This window comes from Streptomyces sp. NPDC058671 (assembly GCF_042716475.1).
Lineage (GTDB): Bacteria > Actinomycetota > Actinomycetes > Streptomycetales > Streptomycetaceae > Streptomyces.
Window position 1 is genome coordinate 77,471 of the sequence record NZ_JBHXSA010000010.1, and the last position, 16,150, is coordinate 93,620.

9 protein-coding genes are annotated in these 16,150 nt (G+C 70.4%); 2 read left to right on the plus strand and 7 right to left on the minus strand.

From position 1 onward, the window contains the following. Nucleotides 1-4: 4 nt before the first annotated feature. The 6 genes from ACFWV2_RS14970 to ACFWV2_RS14995 all read right to left on the minus strand — a co-directional run bounded on the left by ACFWV2_RS14970 (nucleotide 5) and on the right by ACFWV2_RS14995 (nucleotide 10,346). Nucleotides 5-958, minus strand: coding sequence for an ABC transporter permease (locus ACFWV2_RS14970; protein WP_384405394.1), 954 nt, complete (start codon nucleotides 956-958; stop codon nucleotides 5-7). Beyond that, a complete protein-coding gene (locus ACFWV2_RS14975) occupies nucleotides 951-1,883 on the minus strand; it encodes an ABC transporter permease (protein ID WP_360785854.1) in 933 nt (310 codons plus the stop codon). Before ACFWV2_RS14975 ends, ACFWV2_RS14970 begins: the two co-directional genes overlap by 8 nt. Before the next feature lie 171 nt (nucleotides 1,884-2,054). Further along, entirely contained in the window at nucleotides 2,055-3,692 is a 1,638-nt protein-coding gene (locus ACFWV2_RS14980; RefSeq protein WP_384405395.1) for an ABC transporter substrate-binding protein, read from the minus strand. A gap of 490 nt (nucleotides 3,693-4,182) precedes the next feature. Beyond that, nucleotides 4,183-6,084, minus strand: coding sequence for a translational GTPase TypA (gene typA, locus ACFWV2_RS14985; RefSeq protein WP_384405396.1), 1,902 nt, complete (start codon nucleotides 6,082-6,084; stop codon nucleotides 4,183-4,185). A 439-nt stretch (nucleotides 6,085-6,523) separates the two neighbouring features. Beyond that, on the minus strand, nucleotides 6,524-8,965 hold the full coding sequence (locus tag ACFWV2_RS14990; protein ID WP_384405397.1) for an ABC transporter family substrate-binding protein: 2,442 nt from the start codon (nucleotides 8,963-8,965) through the stop codon (nucleotides 6,524-6,526). Nucleotides 8,966-9,347: 382 nt separating this feature from the next. Next, nucleotides 9,348-10,346 (minus strand): hypothetical protein, encoded by a 999-nt coding sequence (locus tag ACFWV2_RS14995; protein WP_384405398.1) that lies wholly within the window; start codon nucleotides 10,344-10,346, stop codon nucleotides 9,348-9,350. A gap of 211 nt (nucleotides 10,347-10,557) precedes the next feature. Here ACFWV2_RS14995 and ACFWV2_RS15000 point away from each other — a divergent pair, with 211 nt between their 5' ends. Both ACFWV2_RS15000 and ACFWV2_RS15005 read left to right on the plus strand, forming a co-directional pair. Further along, entirely contained in the window at nucleotides 10,558-12,663 is a 2,106-nt protein-coding gene (locus ACFWV2_RS15000; protein ID WP_384405399.1) for a TPM domain-containing protein, read from the plus strand. A gap of 152 nt (nucleotides 12,664-12,815) precedes the next feature. Continuing rightward, on the plus strand, nucleotides 12,816-13,523 hold the full coding sequence (locus tag ACFWV2_RS15005; protein ID WP_384405400.1) for a PspA/IM30 family protein: 708 nt from the start codon (nucleotides 12,816-12,818) through the stop codon (nucleotides 13,521-13,523). A 53-nt stretch (nucleotides 13,524-13,576) separates the two neighbouring features. Here ACFWV2_RS15005 and ACFWV2_RS15010 read toward each other — a convergent pair whose 3' ends face one another. After that, nucleotides 13,577-16,141, minus strand: a complete 2,565-nt coding sequence (locus ACFWV2_RS15010; RefSeq protein WP_384405401.1) for a SpoIIE family protein phosphatase — start codon at nucleotides 16,139-16,141, stop codon at nucleotides 13,577-13,579. Nucleotides 16,142-16,150 lie beyond the last annotated feature (9 nt).

Below are 16,150 nucleotides of genomic sequence, written 5' to 3' on the forward strand. Positions count from 1 at the left end.
CTCCTCAGCGCAGCTTGGGGTCGAGGGCGTTGCGGACGGCTTCGCCGAGCATGATGAACGCCAGAACGGTGAGGCTCAGCATGATCGACGGGTACAGCAGGATGTGCTGCGACGTACGGATCGCCTGAACACCCGCGGAGATGTCGACACCCCACGAGACGGTCGGGGAGGCGAGACCCAGTCCCAGGTAGGACAGGGTGGCCTCGGCCGAGATGTAGCCGCCGAGCGCGATGGTCGCGACGACGATCACGGGGGCCATGGCGTTCGGCAGGATGTGCCGGATCAGGATCCGGCTCGTGCCGGCGCCGAGGGCCTTCGCCGCGTGGACGTAGTCGGCGTGCTTGACCGTGATCACGGCACCGCGCATGACGCGGGCCATCTGCGTCCAGCCGAGGAAGGCCAGGGCGAAGACGACGACCCAGACGGTCCGCTCGACGAAGGCCTGCAGGACGACCATGGCGCCGAGGAGGAACGGGATGCCGAAGAAGATGTCGGTGATACGGGACATCAGCGCGTCGATCCAGCCGCCGAAGTAACCGGCGATCATGCCCGTGATGCCGCCGACGACGGTGACGATCAGGGTGACGCAGATGCCGACGATGATCGAGGCACGTGTGCCGTAGATCAGTCGGGCGTAGACGGATCGGCCCTGGATGTCGTAGCCGAGCCATCCGGCCGAGCCGACGTCGCCGAGCTCCGGCTTGCCCACGTAGTGCCGGACGAGGTCACCGGTCGTGGGCGAGGCGCTGGTGAAGAGGCTCGGGAAGGCGGCGATCAGCAGCAGGAAGAAGATCAGCACCGACGACACGATGAAGTACGGGTTGCGGCGCAGGTCGCTCCAGGCGTCGCCCCAGAGGCTGCGCGCCTTCTCGGCCTTGATGTCGGACACGTCCACCGAGGAGGTGGCGACGGCGTCCTCGGTGGCGGCCGCGGTCGCGGTCTTGGTCACGTCAGGCATACCGGATCCTCGGGTCCAGGACCGCGTACAGCAGGTCGATGAGCAGGCTGGTGATGAGGTAGACGACCACCAGGATGGTGACGAGGCCGACGAGGGTGGTGCCCTCGCGCCGGGTGATCGACTCGTAGATCAGACCGCCGACGCCCTTGACGTTGAAGATGCCTTCGGTGACGACCGCGCCGCCCATCAGGGCTCCGATGTCGGTGCCCAGGAAGGTGACGACCGGGATCAGCGAGTTGCGCATGAGGTGGACGCCGATGACGCGGTGCCTCGGCAGGCCCTTGGCGACGGCCGTGCGCATGTAGTCGGCACGGAGGTTCTCCGCCATGGAGGTGCGGGTGAGCCGCGCCACGTAGGCGAGGGAGAGACCGCCGAGGACGATGGCCGGAGCGATCATCTCGGAGAGCAGCTGGTCGTTGCTGACGTTCGGTGCGATCCAGCCGAGCTGGAAGGCGAACACCATCTTGATGATGAAGCCGAGCACGAAGACCGGGATCGAGATGATCAGCAGGGTGAAGATCAGGACGGCGTTGTCGGCCATGCGGCCGGCGCGGAGACCCGCGATGACGCCGAGGCCGATGCCGAAGATCAGCTCGACGGCGAAGGCGAGCGCTGCGAGCTGCAGCGTGACGGGGAACGCGTCCCCCAGCACTTCGGTGACGGGTCGGTCGTTGCGGATCTGCGTCCCGAAGTCGAAGTGGAAGAGGATCCCGGTGATGTAGTCCCAGTACTGCTTCAGGATGTGCTGGTCGAGACCGAGCTTGTGTCTGATCTCCGCGATGGTGGCGGGCGACGCGCCCTTGTCACCGAACAGTCCGGCCACGGGGTCACCGGGCAGGCTGTAGACCATGAGGAAGATCAGCAGGGTTGTCCCGAAAAAGACCGGGATCATCTGGAGCAGTCGTCGTGCGACATAGCGCCCCATCATGCCTCCGTTGAGATGTGACGGCCGCAGCCGAGGGCCCTCCCGCGACAGCCCGACCCGTTTCCGGGCACGGCGATGTCGTGGAAGGGCCCCCCAGCCACTGCGTAAGGCACCGAGACGGGACTGACGATCCGTCAGTCCCGTGACGGCGTGCGGACTACGCTCGGGTGATTACTTCTTGACCTCGACGCCGGTCAGGATCGGGTCGCCGTCCTGACCGTAGGCCACGCCCGAGACCTTCTCGGAGTAGCCCGCGTTAACCTTGTAGTACCAGAGCGGGATGGACGGCATGTAGTTGACCAGGTCCTTCTCGATGGCCTGGAACTGCTTCACCGAGTCGTCCAGCGTCGCCGCGGAGTCCGCCTTGGCGATCTTGGCGTCCAGCGCCTTGTTGGAGAAGTCACCCTGGTTGCCCGCCGCACCCGTGCGGAACAGGTCCGAGATGAAGTTGGCGTTCACCGGGTAGTCGAGCACCCAGCCGGAGCGGTAGAGCGACTTGACCTGCTTGGTCTTACGAGCGGTCAGGTCGGCCTGGAAGTCCGGCTTGCCGTCGCCGACACACTGGACGGACGTGGCCTGGGTGATGGAGTTGCAGACAGCGTCCACCCACTCCTTGTGGCCACCGTCGGCGTTGAACTGGATGGAGATCTTGTTGCCGGGGACGCCGCCGCCGGCCTTGATGAGCTCCTTGGCCTTCGCCGGGTCGAACTTGGTGACGCCGGCGCCACCGTCCTCCTGGTAGCCCAGGACACCCTTGGCGACCCAGCCGGACGCGGGGTCACGCGTACCCTGCAGCACCGTCTTGGTGATGGTGGCGCGGTCGATCGCCATCGACAGACCCTGCACGACGCGCGGGTCGATCTGCTTCGGCTTCTTCCACTGGTCGGCGTAGAAGGCGACGGCGATGGTCTGGATCGCGGAGTACGGCTGGTCCACGGCGCGGTCGCCGAGGTCCTGGCGGTAGACCGGGAGGTCCTTCGGCGCGATCTGACGCAGGACGTCGACGTTGCCGGACTTCAGGTCCTCGTACGCGGCCTCGAGGGTGGTGTAGTTCTTGAAGACCACACCGCCGTTCTTCGCCTTGTTCGGGCCCTTGTAGTCGTCGAATCGAGTGATCTCGATCTTCTTCTTGTGGTCCCAGCTCTTGAACTTGTAGGGACCGTTGCCGACCGGCTTCTGACCGCCCGCGGCCGGGTCCTTGTAGAAGGACTCGGGGAGCGGGGCGAAGACGATGTAGGCGAGCTTGTGGCCGAAGTACGGGACGGCCTTCGTGAGCTCGATCTTGAAGGTCGTCTCGTCGACGATGCTCAGACCGTCCAGCTTGTCGGCGGTGGGCTTGGCGCCCTCGGCCTCGGGGTGGACCTTGTCGAAGCCCTTGATGTCCGCGAACCAGGACGAGAGGCCCTGGGCGTTCTTGACGTTGGCGTTCCAGTTCCACGCGTCCACGAAGGACTTGGAGGTCACCGGGGTGCCGTCGTGGAAGGTCCAGCCCGGCTTGAGCTTGACGGTCCAGGTCTTCGAGTCCGTCGTGGTGACCGACTCGGCGTTCAGCATCTCCAGGGAACCGTCGGCCTTGTAGTCGACCAGGGTCGAGAACAGGCCGGCCATCACGGCGGAGCCGTTGGACTCCATCGTGTCGCCGGTGAGCAGGGGCTTCTCAGGCTCGCCCAGCTCTACGGAGAAAATTCCGTTCGGGTCAACAGCGCCCTTGGCGTCGCCGCTGTCGCTCTTACCCCCGCCACAGGCGGTCGCAGCAAGGGCAACGATGATCGCGCCCGTTACCCACTTGGCGCTCTTGGCACCGCGCATGGGTTCCTCCTCATGAGTCCACTTTTGTCACTACAAGAAGGGCACTTCGAGTTCGCCGACACCCCTGACGGCTTTGGACTCAAGTGCCCCGAGTGTGCTCGTGAGTCGGCACTCCCCACAGTGCGTGACCCATTGACCCGAGCTCAATGGAGCCAACTATTAAGTACGTCCGGGCCGTAAACCACACTTACGGGGTCTCGTTTTGACAACATCACTCTGTACCCAGATACCGAAATCCGGACAAAGTGAGCACAGACAGACACCCCCGAAACGGACCGTTAACACACGTACCGGAGAGCGAGGGCCGATATGCGGACACCTGGCCTCTCAAAACGAGTTGACGGAGCTTGACGGAACTTGACGAAAAGCCCGGACCCCCACAGCTGTCTGTGGGGGTCCGGGCTCCGGTGCTGACGTCACATCAGCCGAGAGCGGCGAAGATCACAGGCCCGTGACCTACCCCGCCGCTCTGGGCCGTATGCGTCCTCGCTCAGGCGTTCTTGGCACGGGAGGCCGTGCGGCCGCGAGCGTTCTGGTCCAGGACGACCTTGCGGATGCGCACGGCCTCCGGGGTCACCTCGACGCACTCGTCGTCACGGCAGAACTCCAGGGACTGCTCCAGCGAGAGCTTGCGCGGCGGCACGATCGCCTCGAAGGAGTCGGCCGAGGAGGAGCGCATGTTGGTGAGCTTCTTCTCCTTGGTGATGTTCACGTCCATGTCGTCGGAGCGCGAGTTCTCGCCGACGATCATGCCCTCGTACACCTCGGTGCCGGGCTCGGTGAACAGGACACCGCGCTCCTGGAGGTTCGTCATCGCGAAGGCGGTGACGGCGCCGGCGCGGTCGGCGACCAGCGAGCCGTTGTTACGGGTCGTCAGCGTGCCGAACCACGGCTCGTGGCCCTCGTGGATCGAGTGGGCGATACCCGTACCGCGGGTGTTGGTCAGGAACTCCGTACGGAAGCCGATGAGGCCACGGGACGGGACGACGAACTCCATGCGGACCCAGCCGGAGCCGTGGTTCGACATGTTGTCCATGCGGCCCTTGCGGACGCCCATGAGCTGCGTGACCGCGCCCATGTGCTCCTCGGGCACGTCGACCGTGAGGCGCTCGACCGGCTCGTGGACCTTGCCGTCGACGATCTTCGTGACGACCTGCGGCTTGCCGATGGTGAGCTCGAAGCCCTCGCGGCGCATCTGCTCGACCAGGATGGCGAGCGCGAGCTCACCACGGCCCTGGACCTCCCAGGCGTCGGGGCGCTCGGTGTCGAGGACACGGAGCGAGACGTTACCGATCAGCTCGCGGTCCAGACGGTCCTTGACCTGGCGGGCGGTGACCTTGCGCTGCTTGACCGCGGACTTCGCGTCCGCGCCCTTGCCGGTGCCACCGCGGCCGACGAGCGGCGAGGTGTTCGTACCGATGGTCATGGAGATGGCCGGCTGGTCGACCGTGATCAGCGGCAGCGCGATCGGGTTCTCCGGGTCGGCCAGCGTCTCGCCGATCATGATGTCGGGGATACCGGCGACGGCGCAGATGTCACCGGGACCGGCGACCTCGGCCGGCTTGCGGGTGAGCGCCTCGGTCATCATCAGCTCGGTGATGCGGACGTTGGAGATCGTGCCGTCCCGCTTGATCCACGCGACCGTCTGGCCCTTGCGCAGCTCGCCCTGCTCGACGCGGAGCAGCGCGATGCGGCCGAGGAAGTTGTCCGCGTCCAGGTTGGTGACGTGGGCCTGGAGCGGGGCCTCCTCGTCGTACGTCGGGGCCGGGACGTGCTCCAGGATGGTGGAGAAGAACGGCTCCAGGTTCTCGCTGTCGGCGGGGACGGTGCCGTCCGCCGGCTTGGTCAGCGAGGCGACGCCGTCACGGCCGCAGGCATAGACGATCGGGAACTCGATCTGGTCCTCGTCCGCGTCCAGGTCGAGGAACAGGTCGTAGGTCTCGTTGACGACCTCGTCGATCCGGGAGTCCGGGCGGTCCGTCTTGTTGATGCAGAGGATGACGGGCAGGCGCTGCTGGAGCGCCTTGCGCAGCACGAAGCGGGTCTGCGGGAGCGGACCCTCGGAGGCGTCCACGAGGAGGACGACCGCGTCCACCATCGACAGACCGCGCTCGACCTCGCCACCGAAGTCGGCGTGGCCGGGGGTGTCGATGATGTTGATCGTGATCGGGGCCCCGCCGTCCTTGGGGTGATATTTCACCGCCGTGTTCTTGGCGAGGATCGTGATGCCCTTCTCACGCTCCAGGTCGTTCGAGTCCATCATGCGGTCGTCGAGCTGCTGGTGGGCGGCGAAGGCACCGGCCTGCTTGAGCATGGCGTCGACGATGGTCGTCTTGCCGTGGTCGACGTGGGCGACGATGGCGACGTTACGGATGTCGTGGCGCGTGGGCATGGGTGCTTGCGCTTCTCTCGGCTCGTGGGATGCGGCGTCAGTTCCTCGTACGCCCGCCGGGCGGACGCGCCACGGCTATGTCCCATGGTACGGGGCTGCCACGCAAGGGGCTTCCCCGCCCGGATCCGAGTGGGTTGTCTGGGGGGATCCCGGAGGGTTCCCGAGGGGTTCCTCAAGGTCCCTCGGGGGCACTGCCGAGGGTCCCTGTGGGGGGCCTGTGGGGGGCCTGTGGGGCTCCCGAGAGTTCCGTCGCGCCCGGGGTGCGGCGCGACGGAGGTACGACAGCGGTACGACTGCGGTGCACGTGCGGGGCGGGGCGACTGCGGAGTGACAGTGGACTGGCCGGGTCAAGGGGCCGACGCGATCCTGCCCGCCGGGATCACCGGCGGGCAAGGAAATTGAGCTGCTTCTGAGGTTGCCCCCAGCGCTTTCAGAGCTTTCAGTGGTTTCGTTCCGCGCCCTTGGAGGATTCGGCCTTCTTGTAGCCGATGTCCTGGTAGCGGGGCCCGGCGAGACCCCAGGCTCCGGCGTTCACCAGATCGGCCTTGGCCGCGACGAGCTGCGGCCGCTGGTAGAGGGGGATGGAGCCGGCGGCGGCCCAGATACGGGCGTCCGCCTGGCGGACGAGCTCCCGGGCCTCCTCCTCGTCCAGGGTCGCCGCCGCCTGGTCGAACAGCTGGTCGATACGGTCGGTGCCGACCCGCGAGTAGTTCTGCTCGACCAGGAGCGAGCCGTCCGAGGCCGGCTCCGGCTTGGCGAAGATCGGCCGGGCGTCGGTCGCGGGGAAGGCGGACGCCGGCCAGGAGTACAGGGCCAGGTCGTAGTCGCCCGAGGCCACGTGATCCTTGAAGAAACTGTCGTCGGAGACCTTGGTGACCTCGGTGCGGATGCCGACCGCGTCGAGCATCCGCACGATCCGGTCACCGACCGCGCGCAGCGACTCCGAGCCGGGGCCTGACGGCAGGACGAACCGGAGGCTCAGCGCCTTGCCGTCCTTGCCGAGGGCCCGGCTGCTCTCGGGCACGGCCGCGGGGGCGGCGGTGCCGCGCGGGGCGTAGGCCCCGGCGACGCCCTTGTCGGCCGGGTGGGCGGCGCGGGCGGCGGAACCGGCACCGGTGTCGAGCGCCTCGGCCCGCGCGAGGAGCGCGGCACTCTGGCGGGCGGCGGCGGGGGCGGGGGCGGGGATCTCGGTACCGCTCTCGGGTCCGGTGGCGGCGAGGACGGGGGCGGGGAGGGCGATGACGGGGGCGGCGGGGGCAGCGGGGGTCGGGGCGGCGGGGCGCTCGCCCGGCTTGTCGTCACCGACGATGTAGAGACCTTCGTCGGAGGCGGTGTCGGAGGAGGCGTCGGAGGAGGCGTTGCTGCCCTTGTTCTCCTGTTCCTTCTTCTCCTGTTCCTTCTTCTCCGCCGTCTTGTTCTTTTCGGCCTTCTTCTCGGCCTCGCTGCCCGCCTTGGTGCCCGCGCCCGCCGGCTTCTTCACCGCCCCGCCCGGTACCCAGCCCGCGTCGGCGAGGAGTGCCAGCGCCTCCTGGGTGTCCTGGTCGCCGAGCGCGTCGCTGCTGTCCGCGTAGGCGGCCTGCCCGGCGAGGGCGAGGTGGCTGCCGGGCGGGTGCGCCGGGAGGCCCAGTGGCTTGAGCACGGAGTCGGCCAGTTCCTGGCGGTTGATGGCACGGGCCACCGCACGCCGTACCCGTTCGTCGGCGAGCGGTCCGGACTCGCCGTTCAGGGAGAGCTGGGTGTAGGCGGGCTCGAGGGACTTGCGGACCACGTACCGCGCCAGGGTGTCCTGCGCGCTCGCGTACCGGGCGATCGCCTGGTGGTTCTCCTCACGGGCGGCCTGGACCTCCTCTGCCTTCTCCTCGTCGGATCCGTGGGCGAGCGCCCAGGACTTCAGAGCCTTGGAGGGGGTGGTCGAGGAGCCGGGGCCGTGGGCGAGGGCGGCCTGGGCGCCGTTGCGTCCGGCGCGGGCGTCCCGGAGCGCGAGGGCGATCCGCTCGGCGGTGGAGCGGTCGATCTCGGCCAGGTCGAGGGTGCCGGCGGCGAGCGCGTCCGCCCGGTCGGCGCGGGGGACGGCCTTGAGGACGATGGTGTCCAGCTTGGCGGGCTGCCCCCACCAGCGGGGGTTGCGGGTGAGGGTCACGTCGCCGCTCTTGCGGTCGGTCGCCTTGAGCAGGAACGGTCCTGCGGTGGCCTTGAGGGCGGTGCGGGCTCCGTCGTTGAAGGCGTCCGGAGAGCCCATCACCTGCTTCGGGTAGAGCGGAGTGAAGAGCGACTGCCAGTCGGCGTAGGGCTTGGAGTAGGTGACCCGTACCTCCAGGTCGTTCTTTCCCCGTTCGATCTTCTCGATCCGCTCGTAGCCGGCGTTGCGGGCGGTCCAGTAGGCGGTGTCGCGGCCGCTCAGGGCCCGCCACTGGGCCACGAAGTCGGGCGCCCCGATCTCGCGCCCGTCGCTCCACACCGCCTGCTGGTTGAGCTTGTAGAGGACGACCTGCTTGGGCTCGGTCTCGACGACCTGCGCGGACTCCAGGTAGTCGGCGTTCCGCTGCGGTCTGCCCCGCTCGTCGAGCGTGTAGAGAGAGGGGAGCACGGCCCCGGCGATACGGGAGGTGGTGCCGTCGGCGTCGGCCTGGAAGGTGTTCAAGGTGGCGGGCAGCGCGTCGACGGCCCAGCGCAGGGTGCCCCCGTCGGCGACCTTGTCGCGCGCCGCGGGCGCGTTGTCCTGGGCCGCGGCCGGGACCCCGTCGCTCTCGTCGTCGGAGCTGCATCCGGCGAGGACGGTGACGGCGAGGACGGCGCTGGTCAGGGTGGCGACGGAGCGGAGCGTGCGGGAGCGGGGGCTCCTGGAGCATGTCCTCCCGCGAGGGGCGCCGATCTGGGACATGACTTGTACCCCTTCGTCCAGATTCATTCCATTTGGAGATGATCACACCTATTGCTCATCCACTGAAAAGGACGGATCGGATCCGGCCATGACGACACGTCGAGGCGGCCGGAAAACGCCACTCGTGCGGCCCAACCCGCCGGAGAAGGGGCGCTCCGGGCGGGCGGGAACCCGTGCCCGTGGATTCCGCGGCCAGGCGGCGGAACTCCTCCCGGCGGGAGTCCCGCCCGCCCGCGCACCAGCGGCCGAGGCCGTCCGAGGCCGGGGCGGTGGCGGCGCTCGCGGGGGGGGGCGGTATTTCGTCAGGGCGGCGAAGGCGGTGGAGGCGGCGGCGAAGGGCGCCTTACCCGACGGGGCGCGCGGGGGTCGGTCGGGCCTCTTCTCAGTGCCAGCCGTCGCGATAGGCCTCCCAGTCACCCTCCTCGGCGGCGAAGTCGACGTACAGCGCGACGCCGAACCGCTCGCGGCCGGGGTCGGTGCGCCCGAGGCCGAGTCTGGTGCCCCGGACGGCCGCCGCGACGGTCTCCGCGTTCTCGTGGTGGCCGAGGTCGTCCTCGTGGAAGAAGGGGAGCCCCATGAGGAGGTCGGTCGACTCCGGGGTCACTTCGAGGGCCAGGCTGGTCTGCTGGGCGACGTACCCGCCGTAGAGGCTCTCCAGCGGCATCCACGTGTCGTACGACATGACGGCGACCTGGTCGACGCGCCGGGCGACCTCTCCGAAGAACGCCTGCGACCACCACTTCTCGCGGCCGCTGAGCGCGCCGTTCACCGAGTGCAGGCCGGGCAGCGGGTCTATCTGGTGGGCGGCGATCGACAGCGGCACCGTCCGCGCCCGGGTCAACTCCCCGAGGTCGTCGAGCAGGGATAGGTAGTGGACGTCGTCGGACAGGAGCGGCTCCAGGTCGAAGTGGACGCCGTCGAAGCCGGTGTCCAGGATCTGCCCGGCCGACGCGACCACGGCCGCCCGGGACTCGGCCTTCTCCAGGTGCAGTCCGTTCGGCCCGCGGGTGGCCAGGACGTCACCGAGCCAGGCCTGCACCCGTATGCCGGGCATCGTGCGGTGCACGGCGCCGATGAGCCACTGCGCGCGTGGGTACCTGGCGGCGGGCAGGGTCCCGTCGTGTTCCAGGGGTCCGGCGTGGACGTACAGGTCGCGTATGCCCGTGCCCTTGATCCGCTCGGCGAACGCGGCGAGGTCGGCGTCCTTCTTCCGTCCGTCGACCCAGGCATGGCCCAGCCAGACGGCGTCCTTGCCCCGGGTCCGCGCGTCCTCCCTGAGGTCACCCGCGTAGTTGACGCGCAGGGCGAGCGCACCGAACAGCGGGGGCACCACGAGGACGAGGACCAGGGCGAGCACCCACCAACGCCCCCGCCGCCACATACTCCTCAGCCGTCCACTCACCCGAGCCCCCCGAGAGTCGTCGTGTCACCGATCCCACCGCCTCACACCGTAGCGGCGACTACTGACAGTGACGCCGGACGGCCTCGAACGGTTTCCGTACGGCGCAGGCCCGCCGGGCGCCGGACCGGCCCGCCCTCCCCCTCCGACCGTCCGGTCGCGGAGCGACATACGCGGACATAACCTCCCCTTTGTGACGCGAAAAGCCACCCGAGCCCTTCTCGCGGTGCTGGTGGCGGCGTGGTGGCTCCTGGTGCCCGCCGTACCCGGTGCCCACGCCGACGACCCCGTCGTCCTGTCCCGGGACGGGCAGATCACCGACCGGGTGGACGCACTCGGCGACCGCCGCACGGCCGTGAACGAGGCCCTGGACCGGCTCTACGACGCGCGGGGGATCCAGCTCTTCGTCGTGTACGTACGGGACTTCTCCGGCCGTACGGGCCAGACCTGGGCCGACGCCACCGCCGAACGCAACGGCCTCGGGCTCGACGACGTCCTGCTCGCCGTCGCCACCCACGACCGCCGGTACGGCTACTCGGCCGACCCGGGCTCGCGTTTCACCCAGGCCCAGCTCGACGAGGTGGCCCGGACGGCGATCGAACCCGCGCTGCGGCAGAACGACTGGGCGGGCGCCGCCATCGGCGCCGCCGACGGCTACGTCGCCGTCCTCGCCGGTCAGCCGGTCCCGGTGCCCACGCTCACCCCCGGGCCCGCCGACCCGGGCGGCGCGGCCGACGACGGCCCCTCGGGGGGCGATCTGCTCCTGCCGCTGGTCCTCGTCGGCGGCGCCGGGGCCGTGGGGGCGTACGCGTACCTGAAACGGCGCCGGCGGACCGAGACCCGCACCACGCCGCAGGGCGGTCAGGGCTGGGGCGCCCCGAAGGAGCCCGCGCCGCCGTCCCTCGACGCGGTCGACGGGCAGGCCCGCCGGACTCTGGTCGACACGGACGACGCCGTCCGCACCAGCCAGGAGGAACTCGGATTCGCCTCCGCCCAGTTCGGCGAGGAGGCCGTCCAGCCCTTCACCGAGGCGGTCGCCTTCGCCAAGGAACAGCTGACCGCTTCGTTCCGGTTGCGGCAGAAGCTCGACGACGCCTTCCCCGAGGACGACTCGACCCGCCGGACCATGCTGGAGGAGATCCTGCGCCGCTGCGCGGAGGCGAACGCGCGCCTCGACGCCGAGAGCGAGGACTTCGACCGGCTCCGGGCCCTGGAACGGACGGCGCCCCAGGCGCTGGTCTCGGTCGAGGCCGCCTGTCGGGAGCAGGCAGCGCGGATGGGCACGGCGGAGGCCGCCCTGACGGCGATGCGCGGGCGGTACGCGGAGACGGCCGCCGCGCCGGTCGCGGGCGACGTCGAGCAGGCCAAGGACCGGCTCGTGTTCGCGACGACCCACGTCGACCAGGCCCGTCTGCGCATCGACGCCGGGGACAACGGCGGGGCCGCCGTGCACATCCGGGCCGCCGAGGGCGCGGTGGACCAGGCGGCCCGGCTGATCGAGGCCGTGGACCGGCGGGCGCAGGAGCTGGCCGAGGCGGTCGGCAGGCTGCCGGGCGCGCTGTCGGAGACGGACGCGGACCTGGCGGACGCCCGGGGCCTGCTGCGGGGGACGGCCGAAGGGGTGTCCACCGCCGACCTCCAGGGCCGGATCGCCCGCGCCGAGTCGGTGGTAGCGGAGGTGCGGCGGGTCATGGAGGCCGGGCGGTACGACCCGATCGGCGCCCTGCGCCGGGTCGAGGAGGCAGACGCGGCGCTCGACGAGGCACTGGAGGGCGCACGGGAGCGCGAATCGGGCGGTCGACGCGCCCGTGCACTCCTCGATCAGGCGATGCTGACGGGCCGTTCGGCGATCGGAGCGGCCTCGGACTACATCGCCACCCATCGGGGCGCGGTGGGCAGCGAGGCCCGCACGCGGCTGGCCGAGGCCCAGCGCCGCTGGGAGAAGGCGCAGGCGCTCGCCGCGGCCGACGAGCCGCAGCCGGCACTCGCGGAGGCTCAGCAGGCGGACGCCCTGGCCCGCCGCGCCCAGGACCTCGCCGAGCAGGATGTGCGGACCTATGGGAACCCGGACGGGCTGGGCGGTGTAACAGGAGGAGGAGGAAACGGCGGCGGGCTCGGCGGTGCGGTGCTCGGCGGCATCATCCTCGGCGGGCTGTTCGGCGGGGGAGGGGGAGGCCCACATGGGGGGTTCGGTGGAGGTTCGGGCGGGGGGTTCGGGGGCGGAGGATTCGGCGGTGGGCCGGGCAGCTTCGGCGGTAGCGGCACGCGCGGCCGACTGGGCGGCGGCGGCCGTTTCTGAGGACGGTGCGAGTCGTGTCCTGCCCTCGTCTGTCCCTCCGGAAGATCCCGCTGTCCCTCCCGAAGGCTTTTCCGTCCCCCTCGCAGACTTTCCCGTCCCTCTCGAGGGCTCTGCCTCACCCCAGGGCTCTGTCTCTCCCAAGGAGAAGTGCGATGACCAAGCAGACCGTTCTCGGCCGAGTCACCCAGCTGGCGAAGGCCAACATCAACGCCCTGCTGGACCAGGCGGAGGATCCGCAGAGGATGCTGGACCAGCTGATCCGCGACTACTCGGACAACATCACGGAGGCGGAGGAGGCGGTGGCCGCGACCATCGGCAACCTCCGGCTGATGGAGCAGGACCATCTGGAGGATGTGACGGCGGCGAAGGAGTGGGGCGGGAAGGCACTGGCCGCCAGCCGGAAGGCCGACGAGCTGCGGAGGGGCGGTCAGACGGCGGAGGCGGACCGCTTCGACAACCTGGCGAAGGTGGCGCTCGGCCGCCAGCTCCAGTCGGAGGAGGAGGCGACGACCGCGGAGCCGACGATCGCCGCGCAGACCGAGGTCGTGTCCAAGCTCCGGACGGGCCTGGACCAGATGAAGGGCAAGCTCGGCCAGTTGCAGGCGAAGCGGGACGAGCTGGTGGCGCGGGCCACCTCGGCCCGCGCGCAGAACCGCATGATGGACGCCGTGAAGAGCATCGACGTGCTCGACCCGACCAGCGAGCTGAGCCGCTTCGAGGACAAGGTGCGCCGCGAGGAGGCGCGGGCGATGGGCAAGGAGGAGCTCGCCGCCTCTTCGCTGGACGCCCAGTTCGAGCAGCTGGACGCACTGGGCGACAGCGCCGAGATCGAGGCCCGGCTGGCCGCGCTCAAGGGCTGATCGGCAGGTGGCTCCGGCGGCCGGCCGGCGGCGGCAGGCGTTCGGATGGTGGGTCAGAACATGCTGAGGAGCTGTTCCACCGTGGGTTCCGCCGCCTCACCGTCCGGCAGGGCCAGTTCGAACCACACGGTCTTGCCGCGCGGGGTGCGCCGCGAGCCCCAGGAGGAGCTGAGCAGTCCGACCAGCTGGAGGCCACGGCCGCCTTCGTCGGTGTCCTTGGCCCGGCGGCGCCGGGGCTGCACCAGGCCGGCGTCCCAGACCTCGCAGACGAGGGTGCGGTCGCGGAGCAGCCGGAGCCGGATCTCCCCCTCACCGTAGCGCAGCGCGTTGGTGACGAGCTCGCTGACGAGGAGTTCGACGGTGTCGACGAGCGGTTCGAGGTCCCAGGTCGCCAGCTGCGTGCGGGCGAGTTCCCGGGCCCGGCCGACCGAGCGGGGTTCCCTCGGCAGCCGCCAGTCACCGACCGCCTCGGCCGGCAGTCCCTGGATCCTCGCCATGAGGAGGGCGATGTCGTCCTCGCCGTGTCCGGTTTCCAGGCTCGTCAGGACCCGGTCGCAGACGTCCTCCAGGGGGCGGTCCTGGTCGGTGAGGGCGCGCCGGAAGGCGCTCAGGCCCTCGTCGAGGGGATGGTCCCGGGACTCGACGAGTCCGTCGGTGTAGAGGGCGAGGAGGGCGCCTTCCGGCAGTTCGACCTCGACCTCCTCGAAGGGTTCGCCGCCGACACCGAGTGGCATGCCGGGGGGTACGTCGAGCAGCGATGCTTCCTCGCCGGGTGCGACGAGCACCGGCGGGAGGTGCCCGGCGTTGGCGAAGGTGCAGCGGCGGGTCACCGGGTCGTAGACGGCGTAGACGCAGGTCGCGAGGTAGACCTCGGCGAGTTCGGGGCCGCGGGACTTGTGGCCGCGGGACTGCTGGGCGCCGATGGGGGCGCCGAGGCCGCGGGCGATCTCGTCGAGGTGGGAGAGGACCTCGGCCGGCTCGAGGTCGAGCTGGGCGAGCGTGCGGACGGCGGTGCGCAGTTCGCCCATGGCGACGGCGGCGCGCAGGCCCCGGCCCATGACGTCCCCGATGACGAGTGCGGTGCGGTGGCCGGGGAGTTCGATGACGTCGAACCAGTCGCCGCCGACCTCGGTGGCGGCGGTGCCGGGGAGGTAGCGGCAGGCGATGTCGAGCCCGGCCGCCTCGGGGTCGCCGGGCGGGAGCAGGCTTCGCTGGAGGATCAGGGCCCGCTCGTGCTCGCGGCGGTAGAGGCGCGCGTTGTCGATGCAGACGGCGGCGCGGGCGGCGAGTTCGACGGCCAGGGCCCGGTCGCGTTCCCCGAAGGACTCGCTGCCCTTGGCGCGGGAGAACTGGACGAGGCCGACGACGGTGTCGTGGGCGACCATCGGGACGACCAGGGTGGTCTGGACGAGGCCGCCGTCGACGCCCGTCACGGTCCGGAGCCGTCCGGTGCGCAGGGCGCCCGCGCAGGGCGAGTTGAAGGGATAGCGGTGGAGGGCGCCGAGTGCGATCGGTTCGGTTCCGTGACAGCCGCCGCCGGGTCCCTCTCCCCCGCCGGTTCTGAGGGGGGTGTCGGAGACGGCGCTGGCGACGGCGACCCTGCGGAGTTCGGCGCTGCCGCCGTAGCCGACGTCGTGGGAGCTGCCCCAGCGGCCGGGCGGTGCCTCGTCGCCGCTCAGGAGCCCCTGGTAGAGGTCGACGGAGGCCAGGTCGCAGAATCCGGGGACGGCGACGTCGAGCAGTTCGCGGGCGGTGGCCTCCAGGTCGAGGGAGTTGCCTATGCGGGCGCCGGCCTCGTTGAGGAGTGCCAGGTTCCGGCGGGCGCTGGCCGCCTCCCTGGCCGCGTTGTGACGGCGGGTGACGTCGATCCCGAGACCCGCGACGCCGATGGGGCGGCCGGAGCCGCTGTGCACGCGGTAGAGGTTGATGGACCAGTGCCGGCGGTCCCTCGCGCCGGGTGCGGCGCCGACGATCTCGAAGTCGGTGACGGACTCCCCGGTCTCCAGGACGCTCCGGAGGGCGGCGGTCATCCGGTCGGCCTCGGGCCGGTTGAGGTAGTCGTGGACGGTCCGGCCGCGGTGGTCGTCGGCGGAGCCGCCGAAGACGGTGGCGAAGCGGCGGTTGGCCCGCTTCACGGTGAGGTCGGTGCCGAAGAGGAGGAAGCCGAAGGGGGACTGGCCGAATATCGCCTGGGAGGCGGCGAGGTCGGTCTCGATGCGGCGCAGGGCGCGGACATCGACGACGATGCACAGCGCCGCCCGTTCGCCGGACTGGGTCTCGCTCGGCATGACGTACATCTCGGCGATGCCGTGGGGCCGGTCCTCCCCGGGGATCCGGAAGGGGACGAGACCTGTCCACTCCTTGCCGTCGAGGATCTCCCTGACCTTCCGGTGGCCGCGCTCGCGCAGGTCGGCGGGGACGAAGGCCTCGACGGGGTCCTTGCCCCTGGCCTCCTCCGCGGTGACTCCGAAGAGGTCCACGGCCCGTCGGCTCCACTGCTCGACGAGGCCGTCGGGCCCGATGGAGAAGGAGGCCACCCGGATGTAGTCATAGATGGATCCGGGCGGGCTGCTCTGCCACACGACGCCGCCGCTCGCCTGCTCAGGTATCTCGCTCACGCGACCGTC